The organism is Actinopolymorpha sp. B9G3 (genome assembly GCF_040120725.1).
In the GTDB taxonomy this organism is placed as follows: Bacteria; Actinomycetota; Actinomycetes; order Propionibacteriales; family Actinopolymorphaceae; genus Thermasporomyces.
Genome location: NZ_JBEEAB010000016.1, coordinates 56,127 through 81,149, shown reverse-complemented (window position 1 = coordinate 81,149; position 25,023 = coordinate 56,127). Strand labels below are relative to the sequence as shown.

Sequence of the window (25,023 nt, the reverse complement as noted above, 5' to 3'; positions counted from 1 at the left end):
CGCCCAACCAGGGCGCCACCCGTCGGTCTCCGCCGACCCGTCACGCTGCGAGTAGTGCCGCGAGGCTCAGGACTGTGAGGCCGGCTTGAGGAGCGGGAAGATCTGGCACTCGCGAATGCTCTTGTCCATGAAGAAAGCGAACACCCGCTCACTCATCCCGAAACCGCAGGCGGGCGGCATTCCGTATTCCAGCGCCTCGACGAAATCATCGTCCGCCATCTGTGCCTCATTGTCACCGGCGTCCCGCAACGCCTGCTGCTGGTCGAACCGCTCGGCCTGGTCGATCGGGTCATTCAACTCCGAATAACCATTGCCGAGCTCGCTGCCGGCGATCAGGACGTGGAAACGCTCGACGATTCCGGGGCGAGAGGCGCTGCGCTTGGCAAGCGGCGACACCTCCAACGGTTCGTTGACCAGGAACCCTGGACCGGTGAGCTGGCGGCGGCAGTGCTTCCAGAGCGAGTCCGTCGCTCGCGCGCGGTTCAGGCCGGCCTTGTCGTAGGAAACGCCCAGCTCGTCAAGCCTGGCGACCATCTGGTCGACACTCGCGTCGAGGACATTGATCCCCGTCAGCCGGTGAACCGTCTCCACGTAGTCGTAGCGTTCCCATGGACGGCTCAGATCGACGTCGTAGGTGCGTTCGTTGCGGTGCAGGGTGAACTGCAGAGTGCCAAAGGTCTCCATGACGACGTAGGTCATCAACTCCTCGACCAGGGCCATTCCCCACTCGTGATTGGCGTACGCCCAGTAGAACTCCATCTGGTCGTAGTCGTTGAGATGCTCCCGGCTCTGGCTCTCGTTGCGGAACTGCCGGCCGATCTCGAACACCTTTTCCAGACCGCCGACGAGCAGGCGCTTCTGCCACAGCTCGCCCATCGAGATCCGCAGGCACACCTCGGTGTCGAGGAAGTTGTGGTGGGTGACGAACGGACGCGCGTCGGCCCCACCGCTGGTGTGTTCCAGAGCGGGCGTCTGCACCTCGACGAAGTCGCGGTCTTCGAGGAATCGCCGGATCGACCGCCAGTACCGCGCCTTGGCATAGATCATGTCCTGGACGTCGCGGTGTAACAGGATGTCGAGGTAGCGCTTGCGGAGCAGCAGATCCTCGTTGGCCAGCCCGGCGTGCTTGTCCGGCAGCGGGCGGAGCGCCTTCGCCAGCAGCGTGACCGCACGGGCACCGACCGACGGTTCGCCCGTCTTGGTCTCCATCCGTACGCCCTCGACGCTCACGAAGTCACCCAGGTCGAGGTGCCTGATCCAGAACTTGTATCCCTGACCTGGCTCGGCACCCTGGTCAAGATCCTTCTTGGACAGCACGAACTGGATGTCGCCGCTCTCGTCATGGAGCCGGCCGAACGCGATGTTGCCCATCACCCGGAAGAGCATCACCCGTCCCGCGACGGTGACGGGGGTACCGTCGGTGAGCTTCAGGGCGTCCGCCGCCGAGGTCTTGTCCACCGGGCCGGAGGGGTAGGGCTCCACCCCGGCCGCCCGGAGCTTGGCGATCTTCTCGGTCCGCTGCCTGCGGATCGTCGCCACCAGATCCTCGTCGCCGCCACCATGCTGGGACACGTCGTCGTTCGTCACCGCTGCCGTCCACGCCTTTCCTGGTCCGCCCGGAGTCGTCTCCGGTGCACGTCAGGCGGCCAGTCTGGCAGACGGCAGGAACGAGCTCACGGCCTTGACGGCGCCGCCGCGCTGGACGGCTCGCTCAGGCGCCGGCACCGCTTCCGCCGTGCTCGTCCGGGTTGCGCCAGAAATACGCCTCAGGATCGTAGACGGCCGGTGTCGGATGGATCCACGGTGCGGTGAACCCGCCTTGGGCGAGATTCTCCTTCCTGGGTACGTTCCCGAGATCGCGGTGCGCGACCGTAAGCGACGGGGTGTTGGCCACCGAACCCTGGAAGAACGGCCCTTCCTCGACGTGGATCTTGGTGATCTCCCAGACGAGCTGATGGCGTTTCATCTCGTCCGGCTCGACCTTGCACTGGTCGTAGAGCTTCCACAGCTTCTCGATGGGGCCGCCCGGTTCGGGCTCCATCCGGGGCGGTGTGCGGTCGTAGGGGTCCTTGTCACGTTCGGCGTTCTCGGCCGGCGTTCCCCGCACGTTGTAGAACTGGCCCTCGAGCGGTGCCCAACGGGTCGGCTCGATCGGCACGATCCACTGGGGGAAGACGAGACAGTTCGGGCCGTCGCCGACGCCCCAGTCGCCGCGGCCCATGATCTTGCCGCTCTGCCATCCCGGATCCATCGACTCCGGCGGGATGGGATCCTCGCGTACGTCGAGTCCGATGCGTCGCCAGTCCCTGACCATGAGGTTGTTCGACTGCGACACGACGTCGTTGGGATTGGCCGCGAACGTCAGGACGATGGTGAGCTTGTCGCCGTCAGGCATCTCGCGCTTGCCGTCACCGTCCTTGTCGACCACGCCGAGCTCGTCGAGCAGCTTCTTCGCGGCCTCGGGGTCGTAGGCGTTGTACGCGTCCCGCCAGCTGCGGTAGACGTCGGGGCCCTCCGAGCCGACGTGATACTCGACCGCCTTCGGGCTCATCGTCCCCGTTGTCGCCTCGCCCATGCCGAAGTGCACGGCCTTTTGGACCTCGGCCCGGTTGAACGCGAGCGACAACGCCTGCCGGAACGCCGGCTCCCGGATCAGCTTTCGCATCTTCTCGTCGTGATAGTCGTAGTTGAAGAAGAAGCAGGCGTTTCCGGTGCCGTCGCCGTTGTCCCACAGGACAGTTTCCACGCCGCTGCGGTCGGCGGTCTCCTTGAGTCCTGCGACGTCGGCGAGGGCGAGCTGGGCGAACGGCCCGTGCACGTAGTCGTACCTGCCCTCCTGGACCTGCAGTTTGCCGACCTGCGCGTCCTGGACCACCGACATGATGAGGCGGTCGACGAACGGCAGCTGGTTTCCGTCGGGATCGACACACCAGTAGTACGGATTGCGCTCCCAGCGCAGGACCTCGCCCTCCTTGACCGAGGTGACGCGCCAACCGGTGAGTGTCGGGCACTCGGGATTGCGGACGAAGTCGGCCTTCGTGTAGAAGACGCCGTCCTTCGACGCCCAGTCGGCGGGTGCGTCCGGGTTGTACTTCGGGTGGAACTGCTCGACGTAGTGCCGCGGCAGCGTCCAGATCGGCCCGACGTCGCCGTTGCCGCCGCTCACCCACGTGGCGAGCCGGTCGGCGGTCAGTGGAGCGGGGGCGTCGTAGGTGAGGACCAGAGTGAAGTCGTCGGGCGCGGTCATCTTCGCCAGCGTGCCCTTGCCTGACCGCATCTCGTCCGGCGGCACGGCGGAGTGGTCCTCGTCGAGGACGAGATCCTCCCACCAGAAGAGGATGTCCGCCGTGGTCCACGGCTTGCCGTCGGACCATTTGAGACCTTCGCGGAAGTGCAGGGTCCACTCCGACGCGTCGGCGTTCGACTCCCAGCTCTCGGCTATTCCCGGGCCGATGTCCATGCCGTCGTTGAGGTAACGCAGGATCGAGTGGCCGTACATGTACTCGCGGACCTGACCGTCGCTGACCTTCGGCGTCATCATGCGTAGTTCGCCGCCGAACTTGCCGGGCTCCAGCCAGTTGTGCGGGACGACGTAGGGCCGCGCGGGGAGCCGGTCCTTCACCGGCGGGAGGTCGCCGGCCTTCACCTGGGCGGCCAGCATCGGCGCCTCGTGGAACTCGGCCGGCGCGGAGAGCGGCTTCTTGCTCGACCCCACGCCGTCGGCCTTGCCGCCGCCGCCCTTCGTACCGTTGCCGGCCGTGTCGTCGCCGGCTCTGTCGTCGCCGGCCGAGCACGCGCCGAGCATCACGCCAGCGGCGGCCGCCGCCGAGCCGAGAAGAAACGCCCGCCTGTTGGTTCCCACCGTCGGTGTCATCCTCGACTCCTCATCTGGTTCCCTCATCCGACGTACGACGGCCGAGGCGAAGATCACCCCCCACCGTGGGCCCGACCCTAGTCGTCCGTTCTGTCCGGAGTCCTGGCCAGCACCGGCGCCCGTCCCGTGGCCCGGGCTGGGCGGCACTCCGATACATCTCAGCGTTGACTTATATAAGCTTCGACTGAGATGCTTCGCGCGACGCGGCACGCTGCGCAGACAATCCGGACAGCAAGGAGAACGACCCGATGGACATCGGCGACGAGATCAACGCCATCCAGCGCGAGACCGGCCAGGGGCGCATCAAGGAGCAAGACGTACGCACGATCACCTTGCGACGCAGCTACGACGCTCCGATCGAGGACGTCTGGGACGCCATCACCGACCCGAAGCGGGTCAACCGCTGGTTCCTTCCGGTCACCGGAGACTTCCGCCTCGGCGGTACGTACCAGATCGAAAACAACGCCGGCGGCGAGATCGTCGCCTGCGAGCCGCCGGAACGCCTCAAGGTCACGTGGGTGCTCGGCGAGCCTTCCGAGGCCGACCTCAGCGAGGTCGAGGTCCGCCTGTCGCCCGGCACCGACGGCCAGACGCTCTTCGAGCTCTGCCACACCGCGGTCGTCGACCCCGGCTTCTGGTCGATGTACGGGCCGGGCGCTGTCGGCGTCGGCTGGGACCTCACGCTTCTCGGCCTGGGCCTCCACCTGGGCGGCGGCGAGATCGACAAGGCCGAACGGGAAGCATTCGAGCAGTCGCCGGAGGCGCGCGACTTCATGACCAGGAGCAGCAGGGCGTGGGGCGCGGCATACGAAGCCTCGGGCGCCGACAGCGCCGAGGTGGCCACGGTCGTCGAGAACACGACGAAGTTCTACGCCCCCGACCAGGACGCGCCGAGCCAGAGCTGACCGACCGGGACCTGTCCGAAGGTGCTGAGGCCCGAAAGGGATGTCGAGCCCTTCGGACAGGTGCCACCCATCACGCTCACACCGGCCCGACGTCCGGCTCAGGCCTGCGGGTCGTGCCAGGTGGTTCCCGCTGGGAGCAGGCTGTCCGCCGCCTCCGGTCCCCACGAGCCCTGGGCGTACGGATGGACCGGCACCGCATCGTCGAGGATGGGGTCGACGATCCGCCAGGACGCCTCCACCGAGTCCTCACGGGCGAAGAACCACTGGTCGCCTGCCAGCGCGGCTCCGATCAGCCGGTCATACGGCCTCGGGTCGGAGCCCGGCTGCTGTGCGAAGGTGAGCTCCTCGACCTGCGCCTCAGGGCCGATGGCAGGTTTCTTGCCCGCCAGACTGAGCGTCACCGCGGTCTCCGGGCGTACCCGGAAACGCAGTTCGTTCATGCTCTCGAACGGCTTGGTGCCGCAGATGTTGCGTTCGGGCCGGCGGAACCGCACCGAGACCTCCGTCGCGCTGACGGGGAGGCATTTGCCGGCGCGGATGTAGATCGGTACGCCCGCCCATCGCGCGGACTCCGACGCCAGCCGCACCGCGAAGTACGTCTCCACCGTCGAGTCGGGCGCGACACCCGGCACGTCGCGGTAGCCGTCGTACTGCCCGCGGACGACATCGCCCGGCGTCAACGTCCGCAGCGCCTGCACGGCCTCGGCGCGTTCGTTCCGCCAGGACCTGATGTCGTGCCGCGGCTCGTCGGCCATGATCGTCACGAGCAGTTGCATCAGGTGGTTCTGCAGGACGTCGCGGATCGCGCCGGTCCGGTCGTAGAACCGGCCCCGGTCGGCCACCCCGAACGACTCCCCCATGGTGATCTGGATGCTCTCCACGTGGTCGCGGTTGAGCAGCGGTTCGACGATGGAGTTGGCGAAGCGGACGAACTGGATGTTCTCCACCGGATCAAGACCGAGCCAGTGGTCGACGCGGAAGATCGCGTCCTCCGCGAAGACCTTGTGCATGGCGGCGTTGAGTTCCTGGGCGCTGCGCAGGTCCGTGCCGAACGGCTTCTCGACCATGACGCGCGAGTCGCGTTCGCGGCCGACACTGGCGATCCCCTGCGTGATCCGCCCGAACAGCTGCGCCGGGACCTCGAGATAGAACAACGTCCGGCGGCGGTCGCCGAGGCGATCCGAGACCTCCTGATAGGTCGCGTCGTCGGTCAAGTCGCCGTCGACATAGCCGAGCAGCCCCAGCATGCCCGCCGCCGCGCCCTTCGTCGGATCGATGTCGTGGTGCCGCAGCGACTCCGCGGCATAGTCGCGGAACTGCTCGAGTTTCCACCCACTGTTGGCCACGCCGATGATCGGTACGTCGAGTACACCGCGCTCGACCAGGCTGACCAGAGCGGGGTAGGTCTGCAGCTTCGCCAGGTCCCCGGTCGCGCCGAAGATGACCAACGCGTCGACAGTGTCACGTTCCATCTGTGTGCCCGCCTTTCCTGTTCGTCGTCGCGACGCGGCCCGACGTGGTGGCACCCGCGCCCGCACGGGCCCGGGCGGGCAACACGTAGCGCTCGACGGCGTTCGCGAAACCCTCGTCGGTGTTGGCCGTCGTGACCCGGCGGGCCGCGCGCTGCACCTCGGGGCTCGCGTTGCCCATCGCGATGGACAGGCCCGAACGCGCGAACATGAGAACGTCGTTCGGCATGTCGCCGATGGTCACGATCTGTGCCGGATCGATGCCGTACATCCTCGACAGGAACGCCACCACGCTCCCCTTGTTGGCCTCCGGGTGCGTGACGTCGAGGTAGTAGGGCTGGGACCGTGCCGCCGAGACGTGGTCACCGAACTCGTCACGGGCTGCCGACTCCGCCGCGGCCACCGCGTCCAGGTCGTCGCTCACACCGACGATCTTCGCGACGTCGCGCATCCCGGCGTAGCTCTCCACCACGGTCGGTGCGAACTTCACCGTCCACGCCTCACGGTCGACGTGCGGGCCGGTCCGGTCGTGGACGAACCACTCCGTGCCCCGATAGATCCAGACGTCAAGCCGGTACGACGCCAGCAGCGAAACCACCGGCGCGACCACCTCATCCGGGACGGTCCTCGCTTCGATCACCGACATGTCCGGATGGACGAAGAGACCGCCGTTGAACGCCGCGACCGGTGTGCTGAGGCGGAGCGGCTCGACGAGCATCGACATGCCACGTGGCGGGCGCCCGCTGGTGACCGCGAACAGGATGCCGGCGTCGTGCAGTCGGTGGACGGCCTCGACGGCGCGGTCGGTGAGCACCTTGTCGTTCGTCACCAGCGTGCCGTCGACATCGGCCAGGAACAGCCGGACCGGTGGAACGTCGGCGGCGTTCATGACCGCTCCGAGCCGGCCAGGACGCTCGCGTCCGACGCGGTGAGGAACGTGTGGATCAGCGCGAGGTAGCGATCGCGGTCGCCGCGTGGTCCCGCGTCACCGTGCCGGCCAGCCACGCCCGCAGCGCGTCCTCCCACAGTGTCCGACCGACCGCGAACCCGTCGAAGCCTGGGACGCCGGCGGCGATCCGCAGCCACTGCTCCACCAGGGCCTCGTCGGCACCGCGCCCGAGAACGACACAGCAGACGTCGGAGCGGCCGCCTGCCCGGGCCTGTGCCACCACCCGGGCGCAGGCGTCCGCGGTGTCGAGTCCCTCGATCTTCCAGATGTCCGGCTCCACATCCGCGTCCTGAAGCGCCTCGAGGGCGCGGACGACGAGGTCCGGCCGCAACTCGCGGTCGTACCGTCCCTGGTCCCCACCGCAGCGCGTCCACTGGTCATCGGTCGACGGGACGAGCAGCTCGAAGAGGAACCTGCGTTCCGTGTCGTGCAGCCACGCGCTGAGCTGGGCGAGTCGCTGTGTCTGGCGGGCGTTCAGGTCCTGGTCACCGTCGGGGTTGTAGCGAACCAGAACCTTCGCGAACGTCGGACCGAACCGCTCGATGTGTGCCGCGAAATCCTCGCCGTAGGCGAACTCGAACTCCTCCTGCCCGGACTTCTCCACCGGCATCGCGAGCACGTGCCCGGCCGCACTCGCCGCGCGCGCCACCTGCGTACCGAACTTCTCGTCGACGAGGACACCCGCCGCGTCCCGCGGCGCGCCACGCTCGAGGGCCTGGACGAAGCCTTCGTAGATGAGGTTCTTGGCGTCGATGATGCCGGCGCGGACCGTATCGCTCGGCCCCCCGGCGGGTTTCGCCCGACTGTCGCCCGCTCTCGCCTGCGGCACGGACGGACCTTTCCCGCCGAACAGGTCGTGCTCGAACGATCCCCGATGGTCGAAGGCCATCAGGTAGAGCGGCGCGCGATATCCGAGAGCCATCGCGATCCCTCCGTTGCGGCATGCGGTGCGGCGCTGCCGAGGTGTGTGCGGGCGGCCGGCGGGGAGACTGTGTGCACGTGAGCGAGCGAAGCGAGGGAACCAATGAGCACAGCACGCGGGAACGCGTGAGCGCCGAGCAGAATCTGTCCGAGCCGAGCCAGGCCGGGCACGACAGGGTCGAACGGGAGAAGCGGATCGCTGCCGAGGCCGCCGCTGCACTCGTGCAGGACGGAATGACCGTCGGCCTCGGTACGGGCAGCACCGTGGCCTACCTGCTGCCGGCACTCGCCCGGCGGAACCTGTCTCTTCGCTGCGTGGCGTCGTCGCCCCACACCCACCACGCCGCTCTCGGCCTCGGCCTCACGGTCCAGGAGTTCGACACGCTCGACCACCTCGACATCACCATCGACGGCGCCGACCAGGTGGCCCCCGACGGCTGGCTGGTCAAGGGCGGAGGCGCCGCGCACACCCGGGAGAAGATCGTGGCGGCGGCCGCCGACCAGTTCATCGTCATCGTGGACTCGCGCAAACTGGTCGCCGCACTGCACGCCCCGGTTCCGGTCGAACTGCTCGAGTTCGGGCTGCCGGCGACGCTGCGGCGCCTGGCGTCGGTGACGGTGCGGGGTGTGCCGCGCAGTCCGGACGGTGGCGTCATCGCCGACTACCACGGCGAGGTGGGCGACCCAGCACGCCTCGCGGCCGACCTCTCGGGTACACCCAGTGTCGTGGAGCATGGCCTCTTCCCGCCCAGCCTCGTGGCGACCGTCCTCGTCGGGCGCGACGACACCGTCGAACGACGCGACCTGCGGTCGCCGGGCCGCTGAACTCGCTTCCATCGGTAGGGCCGTCATCGGGGGGCCCTCATCTGGCGGGTACTCATCGGCCGGGCCTTCGTCTGGCGGGTACTCATCGCCCGGCCGCCGACCGGTCGGCGAGGACGAGTGAGGCGCGCGCCTCGACCTGGCCCGCCGGGATGGACTCGTCGCCGGCGAGGAGCTTCGCCAGGGGCAGGTGTTTGTCCTCACCGGTGACCAGCCAGAGCAACTGGTCCGCCCGCGCCAGCGCCGGATAGGTGAGGGTCATGCGCCGATGCTCCTGGTAGGGACCGGTGATCGCGACCAGGTGGTCGGTCACCTTCAGCACCGGGTCATCCGGGACCAGCGAGGCAGTGTGTCCGTCCGGTCCCAGACCCAGGTGGACCAGGTCGAACCGGTCCGGCAGCAGCGCCGCATAGCCGTCCGCAGCCGCCTCGAGGCCGGCGACGTCGGTGTGCACGGCGTCGTTCACCGGCATCGGTACGACGTCCGCATCGGCCGAACCGAGGCTCTCGCGCAGGTGGGTGAGATTGCGGTCCGGATCGCCGGCCGGCGCGACGCGCTCGTCGACCTGGAAGATCACGACGTGGTTCCACGCGACGTCGCGTCGGGCGAGCTCGGCAAACATCGCCCACGGCGTGTGCCCGCCGCTCACCGCGCACGTGAACCGTCCGTGGTCCGCGATCGCCTCCCGGCTAAGGCGTACGACGTGATCGGCCGCGGCCGCTGCCACCGCCGCCGGATCGGCGAAAACCTCGAGGTCGTGGTGCATGCTGGTCAGTTCCCCTTCTCCGCATGGCCCCCGAACTCGCTCCGCATCGCCGACATGGCGGCGTCGGCGAAGTGTCCGAGCCCGCGCGACTCGAAGCGTTCGTTCAGGGCGGCGGTGATGGCGGCTGCCGGCACGCTCTCCTCGATCGCCGCGATCACCGTCCAGCGACCTTCGCCCGAGTCGGAGACCCGGCCCTTGAAACTCTCCAGCTGGGGCGAGGCGGCGAGTGCGTCGGCGATCAGGTCGACGAGCCACGACTCGATGACCGAGCCCCGCCGCCAGACCTCCGCGACCTCGCCGACGTCGATGTCGTACTGATAGGCCTCCGGGTCACGCAGCGGCGAGGTCTCCGCGTCGACCGGGCGGTCCTTCTTGCCGATGTTGGCGTGCCGCAGAATGGACAGGCCCTCGGCGATCGACGCCATCATCCCGTACTCGATGCCGTTGTGGACCATCTTCACGAAGTGCCCGGCCCCGTTGGGCCCGCAGTGCAGATATCCCTGCGGTGCGGTGCCGTTCAGGGTGCGGTGCGGCGTGGGCGCGGCGCTCCCGGCTCCGGGCGCGATGGTGGCGAAGATCGGGTCCAGCCGGCTGACCGCACGGCTCTCGCCACCGATCATCAGGCAGTAGCCGCGTTCCAGACCCCAGACCCCACCGGAGGTGCCGCAGTCGACGTAGTGGATCTGCCGCTCGGCCAGCTGCTTCGCACGGGTGATGTCGTCGCGGTAGTAGGAGTTGCCACCGTCGATCACGACGTCGTCCGGGTCGAGCAGTCCCACCAGCTGGTCGAGGGTGGACTGGACGACACCCGCTGGCACCATCAGCCAGATCGCCCGTGGCTTGTCCAGGGCCGCCACGAACTCCTCGAGGGTCGTTGCCCCGGTGGCACCTTCGCCCGCCAGCTCCTGCACGGCTGTCGCATTGACGTCGTACGCCACACACTGGTGGCCGTCCCGCATCAACCTCCGGACGAGGTTGGAGCCCATCCGGCCGAGCCCGATCATGCCGAGCTGCATGGGTGTGTCGGTGGCCATCGTTCGTCCCCCCTGAGAGTTCTTCGGTGGTCAGGCCGCGCGCGTCCATCCCTGCTGCCGCTCACCGCCGCAGCGTGCGGTAGCGACGGATCAGCGCGTTGGTCGACGAGTCGTAGCGCAGGTCGGGTTCGGTGTCGCTGGTGAGATCAGGGATGATGCGCTTCGCGAGCACCTTGCCCAGCTCGACGCCCCACTGGTCGAAGGAGTCGATGCCCCACACCGTGCCCTGGGTGAAGACGCTGTGCTCGTAGAGCGCCACCAGCGAGCCCAACAACCGGGGCGTCAGCACCTCGGCGAGCAGGACGTTGGTGGGGCGGTTGCCCGGCATCACCTTGTGGGGTACGACGTCCTCCGGTGTCCCCTCGGCTCCCACCTCGTCCTCGGTTTTCCCGAACGCCAACGCCTGCGCCTGGGCGAAGACGTTGGAGGTGAGGATGTCGTGGTGCTCACCCAGCGGGTTGAGCCCCTTGCCGAACCCGATCAGGTCGACCGGGATGAGGCGGGTGCCCTGGTGCAGCAGTTGGTAGAAGCTGTGCTGGCCGTTGGTGCCCGGCTCGCCCCAGTAGACGGGACCGGTGTCGTAGTCGACGGCCTTGCCGTCGAGCGTCACGTGCTTGCCGTTGGACTCCATCGTGAGCTGCTGCAGATAGGCCGGGAACCGCTTCAGGTACTGGTCGTACGGCATCACGCCGATCGTCTGCACGCCGAAGAAGTTGACGTACCAGCAGGCGAGCAACCCCATCAGGGCGGGAAGGTTCTCGGCCAGCGGTGCGGTGCGGAAGTGCTCGTCCATCGCGTGGAAGCCCGCGAGCATATCGGCGAACTGCTCCGGGCCGATCGCGACCATCGTCGACAGGCCGATCGCGGAGTCCATCGAGTATCGGCCACCCACCCAGTCCCAGAAGCCGAACATGTTCTGGGTGTCGATCCCGAACGCCGCGACCTTCTCCGCGTTGGTGGAGACCGCGACGAAGTGCTTCGCGACGGCGTCGTCGCTGCCGACCTCGCGCACGACCCAGTCGCGGGCTGAGTGCGCGTTGGTGAGCGTCTCCTGCGTACCAAAGGTCTTCGAGGAGATGATGAACAGCGTCTCCTCGGCCGACAGGTCCCGGGTCGCCTCCACGAAGTCGGTGGCATCGACGTTGGAAACGTACCGGAACGTCAACTCACGCTTGCTGTAGTGCCGTAACGCTTCGTGGGCCATCACCGGGCCGAGGTCCGAGCCGCCGATGCCGACGTTGACGATGGTGCGGATCGGCTTGCCGGTGTGGCCCTTCCACTCCCCCGAACGGATCTTCTGGGCGAACGCCGCCATCTTGTCCAGCACGGCGTGCACCTCCGAGACGACGTCCACGCCGTCGACGACGAGCGACGCCTCCCTCGGCATCCGCAGGGCGACGTGCAGCACCGAACGGTGCTCGGAGGTGTTGATCGGCTCGCCGGCGAACATCATGTCCCGCCGGCGTTCGAGCTCACACTCCTCCGCGAGCCGCACGAGCAGGCGCATGGTCTCGTCGGTGACGCGGTTCTTGGAGTAGTCGAGGTAGATGCCGGTCCCGGCGGCCTCGGCGCACAGGCGTTCGCCGCGTCCAGGGTCCTCGCCGAACAGGTCGCGCAGGTGTCGCTGCCCGATCTCGGCGCGGTGCTCCTCGAGCGCTTTCCACGCCGGTCGGTCGCGGAGCGGGATCCTCGGCATCGTCGTTCCTCCCGATCAGGTCCTGATCAGCTTCGATGTGGTGGCGTCAGGTCGTGAGCGCGGCGCGCTGGGCGGAGATCCGACCCAGCAGGTCCTTCCACGACGTCACGAACGCCTGCGCACCGTCGCGTTGGAGCTTGTCCGCAAGGGCTCTGACGTCCACGCCGGCGTCGGCGAACCGGCTCAGCATCTCGTCACATGCTCCGCCGTCGGCGGGCATCGGATCGCCCACCTCGCCGTGGTCGTGGAACGCCTCCAACGTGGCGTCCGGCATCGTGTTGACGGTGAACGGCGCCGCCAGCCCGTGGACGTAGAGCGTGTCCGAGGCGGCCAGGTCCTTCGTCCGCGTACTCGCCCACAGCAGGCGTTGCGGCCGCGCGCCGGCGTTCTCCAGCCGCTGCATGGCGTCGGAGTCCAGGAACCGCCGGTACGCACGGTAGGTGTCCAGCCCCACCGCGAGGGCCAGCTGGTCCTTCAGCTGCTCCGGAACCTGGTCGGCGACGGCCACATCCCAACGGGACATGAACACCGACGCGACCGAGCCGACCGCGGGATCGCGATCCGCCTCGACCCGACGCTGGACGCCGTCGCGGTAGGCGCGCGCGGCCGCACGGTAGTGGTCGGCGGAGAAGAGCAAGGTGACGTTGACAGGGACGCCGGACGCGATGCACTCGGTGATCGCCGGCAGCCCCTCCTTCGTACCCGGGATCTTGATCAGCAGGTTCGGTCGACCCGCCCTTGCGTGCAAGGCCTTCGCCGCCCTGATCGTCGCGTCGGTGTCGTAGGCCAGCAACGGCGAAACCTCGAGGGAGACCCAGCCGTCCACGCCGTCGGTCCGTTCATGGATCGCCAGGAAGAGGTCGGCCGCGCGCCGCAGGTCCTGGATCGCCAGCTCGAAGAACAGGTCCTCGTCCGTGCGACCTCGCGTCGCCGCGGCGCGGATCGCGTCGTCGTAGTAGCCGGTCTCGATCGCCTGGTCGAAGATCGACGGGTTCGAGGTGAGCCCGGTGATCGAGTACGCCTCGATGTAGTGCTGGATCTGCCCGGTGTCGAGCATCCTGCGGGTGATGTTGTCCAGCCACAGACTCTGCCCGCGCTGGTGCAACTCCTGCGTGGCGGTCACGGCCTGTCCTCTCCCTGAGCTTCGGTCTCGCTGCGGGCACGCGCCTGTCTCACCACGGCGCGGGCAGCCTCGGTCACCCTGTCGGGGGTGAACCCGAACTTGTGCAGCAGTTGCTTCAGCGGTGCCGACGCGCCGAACGTGTGCATGCCGATCACGGCACCCGCGGGGCCGACATAGCGGTCCCATCCCAGGGTCGACGCCTGTTCGATCCCGACCCGGGCCGTCACCTCCGGTGGGAGGACGGAGTCGCGGTAGTCGGCGGGCTGCCGGTCGAACAGCTCCCAGCACGGCATGCTCACCACCTGCGCCCCGATTCCCTCCCCGGCGAGCTCGTCCTGCGCCGACAGGGCCAGTGCCACCTCGGAGCCAGTGGCGAGCAACAGCACGTCCGGTTGACCACCGTCGGGAGGATCGGCGAGGACGTACGCGCCACGGGCGACACCTTCGGCACCGTGCAGATGCTGCCGGTCGAACGTCGGCAACGCCTGCCGGGACAACACGAGAACGGCCGGCTCGCGCCGGAACCCACCCACCACCCGCCAGGTCTCGACCACCTCGCTCGCGTCTGCCGGGCGGAAGACCAGCAGCCCGGGCATCGCCCGCAGGGACGCCAGCTGCTCCACCGGCTGGTGGGTCGGCCCGTCCTGCCCGACGCCGATCGAGTCGTGGGTGAAGATGTGGATGACCGGCACCTCCATCAGCGCAGACAGCCGGATGGCGCCCCGGGCGTAGTCGGAGAAGATCAGGAAACCCGACCAGAACGGCCGGAGCTTCGACAGCGCCATGCCGTTCGCGATCGCGGCCGTGGCGTGCTCGCGGACGCCGAAGTGGAAGTTGCGCGCCGACCGGTCGTCCGGCTCGAACGCGGTCCCACCATCGACCTGCAGCCAGGTCTTGGTCGAGGGCTCGAGGTCGGCCGATCCACCGAGCAGCCACGGCACGTGCCGGGCGACGGCGTTGAGCACCTCAGCCGACGAGGCCCGGGTGGCGAGACCCTTCGGATCTGCCGGAAACGTCGGGAGGTCGGCGTCCCACTCGGGCGGAGCTTCGCGGCGCTGCATGCGCTCTACCTGGTCTGCGAGCTCGGGATAGGCGTTGGCGTACTCCTTGAAGTTCGCCTCCCACGCCGTCCGCGCCGCCTGACCGCGGGTGCCGATCCCCTGCTCGAACCAGTGATAGATGCCGTCCGGGATGTAGAAGTCCACGTCGTCCGGCATCCCCAGCACCCGCTTGGTGGCCTTCACCGCCTCGACGCCGAGTGGTGAACCGTGTGCCTTCGGTGAGTCCTCCCACGGCGAGCCGTACCCGATGTGGCTGTGGACGAGAATGAGCGTCGGCCGCTCGTGCTCGGCCTTGAACGAATGGAACGCCCGGGCGACCATCTCGAGATTGTTCGCGTCTGCGACCGTCGTGACATTCCAGCCGTAGGAAAGGAACCGGGCGGCCACGTCCTCGGTGAAGGTGATGTCGGTGTGGCCCTCGATCGTGACGTGGTTCGAGTCATAGATCCAACACAGGTTGGACAGCTTCTGGTGGCCGGCGAATGACGCCGCCTCCGACGAGATGCCTTCCATCATGCAGCCGTCGCCGGCGAGTGCGTACACGTCGAAGTCGAAGAGCGGACTGAGCTTGCCCGGGGGACGACCCCCGGACCCCCGCGACACACCGTCGCGGTTGTACCGCGCGGCGAGCCACTGGCTCGAGATCGCCATCCCCACCGACATCGCGACACCCTGGCCGAGCGGTCCGGTCGTCGCCTCCACGCCACTGGTCAACCGATACTCCGGGTGCCCCGGGCAATGCGAGCCGAGCTCCCGGAAGGTCTTGAGATCGTTCAGGGTGACCGCGGGGGTTCCGAGAACCTCGTAGTCGGGATCGACCGAACGTACGCCGCTCAAATGCAGAAGCGACCACAGCAGCGCGGACGCGTGCCCTTCGGAGAGGACGAACCGGTCCCGGTTGGGCCAGATCGGATCGCCCGGATCGAATCGCAGGAATTTCTGCCAGAGCGTGTAGGCGACAGGCGCGATTCCCATCGGCGTACCCGGATGACCGGACTCGGCTTTCTGCACGGCGTCCATGCACAAACCGCGGATCGTGTTGACCGACAGGAGGTCGAGCCTGGAGGGGAAGTCGTGATTGGATCCGGATTCGAAGTCCGCCATGGCCCACCCGCTCCCCACTCGGTCGTCTCACCCGTGCCTCGGGCCCCCACGTGGCCCACATGGTCAGACTGGTCCGCAAGATCGGATCTGGCACGGGCCGCGCGGCCGTGGTCACGAGGGCCCAACGGGGGACCTCCGACCTCACAAGCAAGACGGAGCTACTCCGTGAGCGAGCTGCCGCGACGGCGCACGAGTGCGAGTCCGCCGGCCGCGGCCATGACCCCGACGCCGAGGACGACGGCCGCCACCCCGATCCAGCGACTCGCGCCGGTCCAGCCCGCCCGCGTCAGACCGGAGATCACGCCACTCTCCGAGTCGCCGGCAGTACTGGCCTCGCCCGCTGCCGCCGGAACCGCGCGGAGGGTGAGCGCCGGGGCGGGGTGCGCGGATTGTCCCTCCGCGCTCGCGCGCGCCGCCGACCGTTCCACCGAGCCGTCGTCATAGGTCTGGACGGTCGGGAACGTGAGGCGTTCCACCAGCGGCAGTGGCCCCACGAAGACCTCGAACTCGTCGAACTCGCCCGGATTGATGCGGGCGCTTCTGTCTGCCGTCCAGGTGATCGACGTCACGGCGGGCGTCATCGCGCAGTCGCAGGTGTCGCCTGGCCCGCGGACCTTCGTCTCGATCACGTCGGCGGTCCAGCCCGGCTGGCGCTTGACCCGTACCGACGCCAACGGCGGCTTGGTCGGGAACGCCACCTTGACCTTCACCGTGCTGGCGCTCTCGGACTCGTTCGGGACGACGAAGGTCAGCGTGGTGTAGTCGCCCTGGCTGGCCGTCGAAGGACTGACGATGACATCGGCGGCGACATCGGCCGCGGCGGCCGCCGGCGCAAGAGTCAACGCGAGCGACGCGGCGACCGACACCGCAGTGACGACCAACCGGCGAGAGGACGTACGCACGACGACATGGTGACCGATCCCGCGGCCCTTGGCTATCCGAAGGTCCGACCCCGGCCCGGTGGGTTCGGCTCGTCTTCGAGGCCGCCGCGCCGGAATTTGTCTGCGTACGAAATAATCCCGCGACAGACAATCTTGCTAGGATTGCGTCATGCCTGCCCAGACACCGACTGACCTTGCCGCCGACCTGCTGTTCCTGCTGAACCAGGCGAGCTTCGCCCTGGCGACCCAGATGGCCTCCGGGCTGGCCGACCTCGGGATCTCGCCGCGGGACTACTGCGTACTCATGAGTGCGAGCAGCGGGCGCTGGACGCAGAGCCAGCTTGCCGAGATGTCCCACCTCGACAAGACGACCATGGTCGTGACGATCGACAAGCTCGAAAGGCTCGGTCTCGCCGAGCGCCAGGCCTCGCACACGGATCGCCGCGCACGGGTGATCGCGGTCACTCCGGCGGGAGAGAAGACGGTGGCTGCCGCCCGGAAGATCGTCGCCGAACTCTACGACGATGTCCTCGGCGACCTGCCCGCCGGCAAGCGGAAGGTCTTCCTCGACGGCCTCGTCCGTCTGGTCAGCGGCCAGCTGGCCACCCCGTCCCACGTCGACCAGCCGATCCGCCGCCGCGCACCGCAGGTTCCGCAGACAGCAAGTTCGTCCCGAACTAGATAGTCCCGAACAAAACTATCTGCTACGGTCACTCCTGGAACTCATATCAGGAGGCGACCACTCATGCTCCGACACTCACCGAGCGCGGCCCGGACCCGCCAGCTCGCCCTTCTCGTCCTCTGCGCCGGGTCGTTGATGGTCATCCTCGACCAGACGATCGTCAACGTGGCCCTGCCGTCGATCCAGGCCGACCTCGGCTTCTCCCAGTCGGAGCTCGCCTGGGTCGTCAACGCGTACCTCATCGCGTTCGGCGGGTTGCTCCTGCTGGCCGGGCGACTCGGCGACCTGATCGGCCGCAAGCGCGTCTTCCTCGCCGGGCTGGCCGTCTTCACCGGGGCGTCCCTGTGGTGCGGTCTCTCCACCAGCCAGGAGATGCTCATCGTCGCGCGGTTCGTCCAAGGGGCCGGCGCGGCCATCAGCTCCGCGGTGATCCTGGGCATGATCGTGACGATGTTCGCCGAGCCGGGGGCGCGGGCGAAGGCGATCGGCATCTACAGCTTCGTCGGTGCCGGTGGCGCCTCGATCGGCCTGCTCGCCGGCGGCGTCCTCACCCAGATCCTCACCTGGCACTGGATCTTCCTCGTCAACCTGCCGATCGGCATCGCCGTCGCCCTGCTGGGCGTCCGGCTCCTTCGTACCGACCGCGGGATCGGACTTCGCCAGGGCGCCGACGGCGTCGGCGCGATGCTCGTCACCGCGGCCCTGATGCTGGGCGTCTACACGATTCTCCGGTCGGCGGACGGCGACTGGGACTCGACGCGAACGCTCGTCCTCGGCGCGGCGACCCTCGTCCTGCTCGCCGGGTTCGTCCTGCGCCAGGTCACCGCGAAGAAGCCGCTCCTGTCGCTCCGCATCTTCCGCTCACGTCAGCTCACGGGCGGCAACGTCGTGCTCGCCCTCATGCTGGCGGGGATGTTCGGGCAGTTCTTCCTCGGCTGCCTGTATCTGCAGCACGTGCTCCACTACAGCCCACTCGAGATCGGCCTCGCCTACCTCCCGGTTGCGGGGACGATCGGCACGCTGTCGGTCGGTCTCTCGCCCCGACTCAACGCCCGGTACGGCGAACGCACCGTGCTGCTGGCGAGCCTGGTGTCCGTTGTCGCCGGACTCACGCTGCTGGCCCGTGCGCCGGTGGACGGGGTGTACGTGGTGGACGTCCTCCCGGCCTTTCTGCTGCTCGGCGCGGGCGGCGGCCTGGGCTTTCCCGCCCTGGTCACGCTCGCCATGTCCGGCGCCACGCCCAGCGACTCCGGGCTCGCATCCGGTGTCGTCAACACGACCCAGCAGGTAGGCGGCGCTCTCGGACTGGCCGTCCTCGCGGCCCTGGCGACCGTGCGTACGGACCTTCTGCTCGCCGAAGGGCACTCGTCGGTCGCGGCGCTGAACGGGGGTTACCACCTCGGATTCGGCGTGGCCGCCGGCATCGTCGCCATCGGCGCCGTCGTGGCCGCGGTGGTCCTGCGCCCGCGCCAGGTTCGGGGGTCGACGCCCGCGCGGTCTTCCGATGTCATCCGGTCCGAAACTGGGGCCTGATCAGGACTTCGGGGTCCGGCGGCGAGCGAGCCGACGCCACCAGGGGGTGCGCTGCGCTGGGACGCCAGCCTCTGGCGCCACCTCCGCGGCGGCGGTCCGGGCAGCGGCCCGCTTGGCCGCCGCCTCCTCGCGGTCCGCCCGCCACCGGCCCACCACGGCGTCCGCCTTGACGGGGACGACCGGCACGCGCGGACCCGACGGGGCCCGCAGCCAGCGGGTGATCCGATGGTTGAGCTCGTCGACGACCGCACGTACGTCCTGCTCCGAACGCAACTCGCGGACCGTGTCCGGCAGGCGCTCGATCTCCTTGCGCAACTGGAGCGGTGTCGGCAGCAGGTCCTCGGTCGACACGCCCTCCTTGCGCAGGTGGCGGAGCACCCACACCTCGTCGTAGGGCTTGTCGAGGTCGGCGATGGGCTTGCCCGCCCCAGGCAGGTTGTCGAACTCGCCACGCGCAACGGCGTCGTTGATCTGCTTGTCGACCCATGACTCGAAGCTGATGCCGGGCGGTTTGCGTTCGGTCATGGTGCCATTCTCCCGCATATCGCCAATGCCCTTCCAGGTCACTTCCGCCGCCCGGCCGAACGTGGCGAAGGTGACCGTCACTGGCGCCGGCGTACGGTGAACGTGACCGCCACCAGGCCGAGGACCCAGGCGATCAACAACGCACCCCACAAGGGCATGGTCACCTCAGGGACGAGCAGGCGAATGCGCACGGTGGCGGTGTTCTGGAAGATGAAGATCAGCGCGAGTGCGGCAATCACGGCAAAACCGACGATCCGACGAACCATTGGGCGGGACAGGAATCCCGGCTTGCGTTGAGTGTCCGACCCTGCCATGGAGTCCCCCGATCTCCCTGCGCTCCGACGAGCGTCCCATCCCACGATGCCTCGCAGACCGCGGCCGGGTGGACCCTTTCCCGATCAGGACGTCTCCCTCTCAGGATGAGAAGTCAGGATGAGAAGACCAGGCAGTAGTCGTTGGTGAGCCACGCCGGCGGTTCGTCCCAGTCGATCACGACCTCCTGCTCGTAGGTCAGGACGGTCGAGACCACCTGACCGATGTCCCACGCCAGTCGGGTCGAATGCAGCCGGAGGTTGGCGGCGTTGATCACCACCGTCGCCCCGGGCACGAGGCGGGTCGCCACCCTGCGATAGATCGCGGCCAGCTCGTCGAGATAGGTCCGGTAGTCGCCGTCGAGCGTCTGGTATCCGGTCAACGGGTTCTGCGGGTGATCCTCCCTCGACATGTACGGCGGCGAGGTGATGCTGAAGTCGATCGGCGGGAGGTCGAGCCGATCGAGGTTCCTCGTGTCGGCACACAGGATCGCCGACGGGTCCTCGAGCTTCGCCCGCACGACCTCCACCCGGTCGGCCATGATCTCGATGCCGAGCGGACGGCGGCCCATCCGTTCGGCGACGACAAGGGTGGTGCCGAAGCCGGCGAAAGGATCGAAGACGACGTCACCTGGCTTGGTGTACTCGTCCAGGAACGCCTCGACGAGCTCCGGCGTAAACGTGTCGCCGCCCGCCCTCAGCGAAAGGACCCCCTTCACTCCCCTCCGCCCCTCGCTGTGGCGGTGAATCGGCGGAGCCGGAGGCTGTTGCTCACCACGAAGACCGAGCTGAACGCCATGGCCGCTCCCGCGAGCATCGGGTTGAGCAGCCCGGCAGCGGCGAGCGGCAGCGCCGCGAGGTTGTAGGCGAACGCCCAGAACAGGTTCCACCGGATCGTCCGCAACGTCTGCCTGGCCAGGCGGATCGCGTCGGCCGCGACCCGCAGGTCACCGCGGACCAACGTGAGGTCGCTGGCCTCGATCGCCACGTCCGTGCCGGTTCCCATCGCCAGCCCCAGGTCTGCCCCGGCGAGCGCGGCCGCGTCGTTGACACCGTCGCCGACCATCGCGACGACCCTGCCCTCGCTCTGCAGCCGGGCCACGACGTCGGCCTTGTCCTGGGGCAGGACACCCGCGATCACGTGCTCGCGGTCGATGCCGACCTCGTGGGCGACCGCGCGAGCGACCGTGTCGTTGTCGCCGGTGAGCAGCCGCGGCGAGAGTCCCAGGGCACGCAGGTCCTTCACCGCTTCGGCACTGGTCGGCTTCACCGAATCGGCGACGACGAGGAGCCCGCGCGTGGCGCCGTCCCACGCGACCGCGACCACGGTCCGGCCAGCGGCCTCGGCGTCACGTCGTACGTCCTCCAGAGCGGACGGAAGCGGCAGCCCGCGTTCGGCCAGCAGACTCACCCGACCTGCGACCACCGATCGCTGGTCGACGACACCTTCGACGCCGAGGCCTTCGAGGTTGGCGAAGTCCGACACGGAGGGCAGGTCACCGACGCGTTGGGCGGCACCGGAGGCGACGGCCCGGGCGACGGGATGTTCCGACGCATGTTCCAGCGCCCCGGCGAGCCGCAGCACCTCCTCGACATCCTCGCCCTCGGCCGCGACCGCCTGGGTCAGCGTCATCTGACCGGTGGTCAGCGTGCCGGTCTTGTCGAGCACGATCGTGTCGATCCGGCGGGTCGACTCGAGTACCTCGGGTCCCTTGATCAGGATGCCGAGCTGGGCTCCCCGTCCGGTGCCGACCAGCAGCGCCGTCGGTGTCGCGAGGCCGAGCGCACACGGGCAGGCGATGATCAGCACCGCGACCGCCGCCGTGAACGCGATACCCGCCGAGCCGGTGCCACCGATCCAGAAGCCGAGCGTCGCGACCGCCAGGGCGATGACGATCGGAACGAACACCCCGGAGATCCGGTCGGCCAGCCGCTGCACCTCGGCCTTGCCCGACTGGGCTTCCTCGACGAGCCTCGCGATCTGGGCGAGCTGGGTGTCGGCACCGACCCTGGTCGCCTTGACGACGAGCCGACCACCGGCGTTGACGGTCGCGCCGACCACGGGACTTCCCACCCGGACGTCGACGGGTACGGACTCACCGGTGAGCATGCTCTGGTCGACTGCCGAGCTGCCTTCCACGACGTCGCCGTCGGTGGCGATCCGTTCACCCGGTCGTACGACGAAGAGGTCGCCGACCTGCAACTGCTCCACCGGAACCCGTTGCTCGTGACCGTCGCGCAGCACGGCGACGTCCTTGGCGCCCAACCCGAGCAGGGCACGGAGCGCGGCGCCCGCCCGGCGCTTGGCCCGCTCCTCGAAGTACCGCCCCGCGAGGATGAACGTCGTCACGCCCGCCGCGACTTCGAGGTAGATGGTCATGGCACCGTCACCGCTGCTCGCGGTCAGGCTGAACGGGTGCCTCAGCCCCGGCTCGCCCGCCGAACCGAGGAAGAGCGCGTAGAGCGACCACCCGAAGGCCGCGATGGTGCCCATCGAGATCAGCGTGTCCATCGTGGCGTTGCCGTGCCGGAGGTTGACCCAGGCCGCGCGGTGGAACGGAAGCCCGCCCCAAACCACGACCGGAGCCGCCAGCACGAGTGACAGCCACTGCCAGTACGTGAACTGCAGCGCGGGCACCATCGCCAGCAGGACGACGGGAGCCGAGAGCACGGCGCTGACCACCGCACGGGTGCGGGCGTCTCGCAGGCGGGTTGTCGCCTCCCGGTCCGCACCTTCGGTGCCGGTGGGTGTGGAGCCGCCTTCCGCGGGCGGCTCCCCCTGCGGCGGCCGCTCGGTGCGCAGCGGCTCGGCCGTGTAGCCGGTCTCCTCGACCGCCGCTATCAGGTCCGTGACCTGCAGCGAGGCGGGATAGGCGATGGTGGCCTTCTCGGTCGCGATGTTGACCGTGGCCGTCACGCCGTCGATCTGGTTGAGCCGCTTCTCCACCCGGTTGGCACACGAGGCGCAGGTCATGCCGCCAACTGCCAGCTCGACCCGTTCCCGCTCCCCGTCCAGGACCAGGGTGGACGACGTCGCCGACGCCACCGGGGCCGCGTCGGCGAGCACCGTCAGCTCGGTCCGGTCGCCGCGATCAATGGCCATGACCGTCGTCCTCCTCGCTGGTCGATGGGGTCGGCGCCTCGCCGCCCGGTGGGACCCGCACGGTGAACTCAGCCGTGCGTACGGCGTCGTCGTGGCGGAAGTCCAGGAAGAGCCGATAGGCGCCGGGCGACGGTACCTCCACCACGAACGTGATGTCGGGTCCCGGCCGCGCGCCAGGGTCGTCCGCCTCTTCGACTGGATGGACGTGCAGATAGGCGAGGTCACCGTCGCGCAGAGCCACGAGATGGCCGTACGCACCGAGATAGGGCTGCAGGTCGGTCACCGGCCGGCCGTCGGCGCTGACCGTCAACGTGACCCGGCTGGCCTTGCCGGCCGTCGGCGTACCCTTCCAGGTCACGGTGTAGCCGTCGACCGTCGCCGACCGCGCGGGCTCGGGCAACGGACGAGGTGTGAAGCCACCGGGCACGAACACGTCGATGCCGAGCGTCAACGCCTCCTGCGCCCCGACGGGGTCGAAGTCGGCGAACATCCGGTAGGACCCGGAGTCAGGGAACGTGAACGGAACGGTCCAGTTCCCGTCCTCGTCGAGTGTCGGATGGACATGTTGGAACCCGGACATGTCACGGCGTACGACGATCAGGTGCAGGTCGGCCTCGTGGGCTCGGGTGAACTCGGTCACCGCATTGCCGTCGGGCCCGAGGACTCGAAACGCGAGCTCGCCGCGGGCGCGCGACCTGGCGGGCTGGTCGAGAAGTTCGAGGGAGTAGCCGTCCTGGGAGACCTGGAGGCCGTCCGGGATGCTCTGCTCGCCCGCCTTCGAGCTGCCCGGGTCAGTCTCCTCTGGGCTGTCCGCGTGGCTCTCTTCTGGGCTGTCCGCGGCCATGTCGGCGTGGCCGTTCCGGGGCGTCGCGCCGGCGCCCGCGCCGGCTGGGTCCGCCGCCAGGTCGATCTCCGGGTCGACAAGACGTCCGGCACCGAACGCCACGCCGAACGTCGCGCCGAGTGCGATCGCGAACGCCGCCAGGGTGACTGGTGCTTTTCGCACGGGATTTCGTCCTCTCGGGATTGGCGTCGCAGATCAGGACCGGACCAGCCGGGCGATCGCCTGCTGTGCCTCGCGGACCTTCTCGTCCGCCTCGACGCCACCTGCCCGCGCGGCGTCGACGACACAGTGCGCGAGATGCTCGTCGAGGAGTTCGAGCGAGAACGACTGCAGGGCTCTGGTCGCGGCGGTGACCTGGGTGAGGATGTCGATGCAGTACTGGTCGTTCTCGACCATCCGCTGCAGTCCTCTGATCTGGCCCTCGATCCGGCGAAGGCGCTTCAGGTGGTCATCCTTGCCGTTGGTGTAGCCGGCCATGAGGCTTCTCCCGTCCGTTCGGTGCGTACGACGCCACACTATACCCCCCTAGGGTAAGTGCGCGCACTGCTCGTACGAACGAACCAGACGTGGCTTCCACCTGGCGGCCGGATGGACGTGAACGCTCAGGCGCGCGACCCGCGGGGCGTTCGTGACTTTCGTGACTTTTGGGACCGCCGGTCGATCATCGCCTCCAGGCCGTCAAGGAGCGGGCCCAGACCGAACTCCAGCGCCTCCTCCCCGCCGATGGAGAACGCGTCTTCTGGCAGCTTCGCGATCTGCGGGTAGCCACCGCTCCCCATCGCCTCGGTCAGCACCGGCTCCTGGGCCGCCCAGAAGTCCTCGTCGCTGATGTCGGACTGCTGGCAGACCTCCTGCTGGAGGATGTAGGTGCGGGCCGCGCCGGTGACGTAGTGGTCGACCGCGAGGATCATGGCCACCTTCTCCCGGCCGGTGAGGCCCAGGTCCTCCATGCTGGCGAGCGTGAGGTCGAAGGCGCCGAGGGCGTTGGGACCGAGGATCGGGCGGGCCTGGTTGACCTGCAGCAACCACGGATGGGCGAGGTAGAGCCGCCAGGTGCTGCGGGCCGTCAGCGTCAGCACGCTGCGCCAGTCCTTGCCGCGAAGCTCCGCATGCGACTCCGGCGGACCGATGACGTGATCGAGCATGAGGTCGAGCAACTCACCCTTGCCCGGGACATGCTGGACTGGCTCGGGGCGATCGCGATGTGGAACCCCGTCTCCTCCACGGCCAACGCCATCCGGGAACTCTTCGGCAATCCCGTGCCGACCGGTGGGAGCTGGATCGAGCAGAACGCCGCCCTGATGGCCGTCGCCTGGCCCGTCCTCATCACCGTGATCTTCCTCCCGCTCGCCGTCGGAAAGTTCCGGAACCTCAGCCGATGAGCAGGGATCGCACCTGTTGACACGGCTGGTGTTCCGTG

General features: G+C 68.7%; 23 protein-coding genes. 5 read left to right on the top strand and 18 right to left on the bottom strand.

What is annotated here, in order from left to right; genetic code table 11:
- Positions 1-66: 66 nt before the first annotated feature.
- Positions 67-1,587: a lysine--tRNA ligase gene (locus tag ABNF93_RS24660; RefSeq protein ID WP_349330545.1), complete on the bottom strand. Its 1,521-nt coding sequence runs from the start codon at positions 1,585-1,587 to the stop codon at positions 67-69.
- Between the two features lie 124 nt (positions 1,588-1,711).
- On the bottom strand, positions 1,712-3,874 hold the full coding sequence (locus tag ABNF93_RS24655) for an ABC transporter substrate-binding protein (RefSeq protein ID WP_349330544.1): 2,163 nt from the start codon (positions 3,872-3,874) through the stop codon (positions 1,712-1,714).
- Positions 3,875-4,122: 248 nt separating this feature from the next.
- On the opposite strand from ABNF93_RS24655, the gene ABNF93_RS24650 reads away from it, so the two are divergent.
- Positions 4,123-4,779, top strand: a complete 657-nt coding sequence (locus ABNF93_RS24650) for an SRPBCC family protein (protein ID WP_349330543.1) — start codon at positions 4,123-4,125, stop codon at positions 4,777-4,779.
- A gap of 98 nt (positions 4,780-4,877) precedes the next feature.
- Here the strand turns inward: ABNF93_RS24650 and zwf are convergent, their stop codons facing one another.
- The 3 genes from zwf to ABNF93_RS24635 are packed head-to-tail and all read right to left on the bottom strand — an operon-like array spanning position 4,878 to position 8,119.
- Positions 4,878-6,251, bottom strand: coding sequence for a glucose-6-phosphate dehydrogenase (gene zwf, locus ABNF93_RS24645; RefSeq protein WP_349330542.1), 1,374 nt, complete (start codon positions 6,249-6,251; stop codon positions 4,878-4,880).
- Complete coding sequence (locus ABNF93_RS24640) at positions 6,241-7,137, bottom strand: Cof-type HAD-IIB family hydrolase (RefSeq protein WP_349330541.1); 897 nt, start codon at positions 7,135-7,137, stop codon at positions 6,241-6,243. Before ABNF93_RS24640 ends, zwf begins: the two co-directional genes overlap by 11 nt.
- Before the next feature lie 55 nt (positions 7,138-7,192).
- Positions 7,193-8,119: a 2-deoxy-5-keto-D-gluconate 6-phosphate aldolase domain-containing protein gene (locus ABNF93_RS24635; RefSeq protein ID WP_349330540.1), complete on the bottom strand. Its 927-nt coding sequence runs from the start codon at positions 8,117-8,119 to the stop codon at positions 7,193-7,195.
- A 77-nt stretch (positions 8,120-8,196) separates the two neighbouring features.
- Between ABNF93_RS24635 and rpiA the strand changes: the two genes are divergently transcribed.
- Positions 8,197-8,943 (top strand): ribose-5-phosphate isomerase RpiA, encoded by a 747-nt coding sequence (gene rpiA, locus ABNF93_RS24630; protein WP_349330539.1) that lies wholly within the window; start codon positions 8,197-8,199, stop codon positions 8,941-8,943.
- Between the two features lie 82 nt (positions 8,944-9,025).
- On the opposite strand, the gene pgl is transcribed toward rpiA, so the two are convergent.
- The 6 genes from pgl to ABNF93_RS24600 form a co-directional block, all read right to left on the bottom strand.
- Complete coding sequence (gene pgl / locus ABNF93_RS24625) at positions 9,026-9,706, bottom strand: 6-phosphogluconolactonase (protein ID WP_349330538.1); 681 nt, start codon at positions 9,704-9,706, stop codon at positions 9,026-9,028.
- A 5-nt stretch (positions 9,707-9,711) separates the two neighbouring features.
- Positions 9,712-10,740, bottom strand: coding sequence for a phosphogluconate dehydrogenase (NAD(+)-dependent, decarboxylating) (gene gnd / locus ABNF93_RS24620; RefSeq protein WP_349330537.1), 1,029 nt, complete (start codon positions 10,738-10,740; stop codon positions 9,712-9,714).
- A gap of 61 nt (positions 10,741-10,801) precedes the next feature.
- Complete coding sequence (gene pgi, locus ABNF93_RS24615; protein WP_349330536.1) at positions 10,802-12,436, bottom strand: glucose-6-phosphate isomerase; 1,635 nt, start codon at positions 12,434-12,436, stop codon at positions 10,802-10,804.
- Between the two features lie 46 nt (positions 12,437-12,482).
- Positions 12,483-13,559: a transaldolase gene (tal, locus tag ABNF93_RS24610; protein ID WP_349330535.1), complete on the bottom strand. Its 1,077-nt coding sequence runs from the start codon at positions 13,557-13,559 to the stop codon at positions 12,483-12,485.
- Complete coding sequence (tkt, locus tag ABNF93_RS24605; RefSeq protein ID WP_349330534.1) at positions 13,556-15,724, bottom strand: transketolase; 2,169 nt, start codon at positions 15,722-15,724, stop codon at positions 13,556-13,558. Before tkt ends, tal begins: the two co-directional genes overlap by 4 nt.
- Before the next feature lie 158 nt (positions 15,725-15,882).
- On the bottom strand, positions 15,883-16,626 hold the full coding sequence (locus ABNF93_RS24600; RefSeq protein WP_349330533.1) for a YcnI family protein: 744 nt from the start codon (positions 16,624-16,626) through the stop codon (positions 15,883-15,885).
- A gap of 148 nt (positions 16,627-16,774) precedes the next feature.
- Between ABNF93_RS24600 and ABNF93_RS24595 the strand changes: the two genes are divergently transcribed.
- Together ABNF93_RS24595 and ABNF93_RS24590 are read left to right on the top strand one after the other, a co-directional pair.
- A complete protein-coding gene (locus ABNF93_RS24595; RefSeq protein ID WP_349330532.1) occupies positions 16,775-17,290 on the top strand; it encodes a MarR family winged helix-turn-helix transcriptional regulator in 516 nt (171 codons plus the stop codon).
- A 60-nt stretch (positions 17,291-17,350) separates the two neighbouring features.
- Positions 17,351-18,820, top strand: coding sequence for a DHA2 family efflux MFS transporter permease subunit (locus ABNF93_RS24590; RefSeq protein ID WP_349330531.1), 1,470 nt, complete (start codon positions 17,351-17,353; stop codon positions 18,818-18,820).
- Here the strand turns inward: ABNF93_RS24590 and ABNF93_RS24585 are convergent, their stop codons facing one another.
- From ABNF93_RS24585 to ABNF93_RS24555, 7 genes are all read right to left on the bottom strand, one after another.
- On the bottom strand, positions 18,821-19,426 hold the full coding sequence (locus tag ABNF93_RS24585; RefSeq protein WP_349330530.1) for a DnaJ family domain-containing protein: 606 nt from the start codon (positions 19,424-19,426) through the stop codon (positions 18,821-18,823).
- Entirely contained in the window at positions 19,423-19,659 is a 237-nt protein-coding gene (locus ABNF93_RS24580; protein WP_349330529.1) for a LapA family protein, read from the bottom strand. The genes ABNF93_RS24585 and ABNF93_RS24580 overlap by 4 nt, the downstream gene beginning before the upstream one ends.
- A gap of 113 nt (positions 19,660-19,772) precedes the next feature.
- Positions 19,773-20,375: a DNA methyltransferase gene (locus tag ABNF93_RS24575; protein WP_349330528.1), complete on the bottom strand. Its 603-nt coding sequence runs from the start codon at positions 20,373-20,375 to the stop codon at positions 19,773-19,775.
- Positions 20,372-22,759, bottom strand: coding sequence for a heavy metal translocating P-type ATPase (locus tag ABNF93_RS24570; protein WP_349330527.1), 2,388 nt, complete (start codon positions 22,757-22,759; stop codon positions 20,372-20,374). The genes ABNF93_RS24575 and ABNF93_RS24570 overlap by 4 nt, the downstream gene beginning before the upstream one ends.
- A complete protein-coding gene (locus ABNF93_RS24565) occupies positions 22,749-23,765 on the bottom strand; it encodes a DUF8832 domain-containing protein (protein WP_349330526.1) in 1,017 nt (338 codons plus the stop codon). The genes ABNF93_RS24570 and ABNF93_RS24565 overlap by 11 nt, the downstream gene beginning before the upstream one ends.
- Positions 23,766-23,798: 33 nt before the next feature.
- Positions 23,799-24,080 carry a metal-sensitive transcriptional regulator gene (locus tag ABNF93_RS24560; protein WP_349330525.1) on the bottom strand — a complete coding sequence of 94 codons (282 nt, stop codon included), beginning with the start codon at positions 24,078-24,080 and terminating at the stop codon, positions 23,799-23,801.
- Between the two features lie 125 nt (positions 24,081-24,205).
- The gene (locus tag ABNF93_RS24555; RefSeq protein WP_349330524.1) at positions 24,206-24,748 is read right to left on the bottom strand and encodes a TetR/AcrR family transcriptional regulator C-terminal domain-containing protein; all 543 of its coding nucleotides are present in this window, start codon (positions 24,746-24,748) and stop codon (positions 24,206-24,208) included.
- Between ABNF93_RS24555 and ABNF93_RS24550 the strand changes: the two genes are divergently transcribed.
- On the top strand, positions 24,737-24,985 hold the full coding sequence (locus tag ABNF93_RS24550; RefSeq protein WP_349330523.1) for a hypothetical protein: 249 nt from the start codon (positions 24,737-24,739) through the stop codon (positions 24,983-24,985). The genes ABNF93_RS24555 and ABNF93_RS24550 overlap by 12 nt on opposite strands.
- Positions 24,986-25,023: the final 38 nt, after the last annotated feature.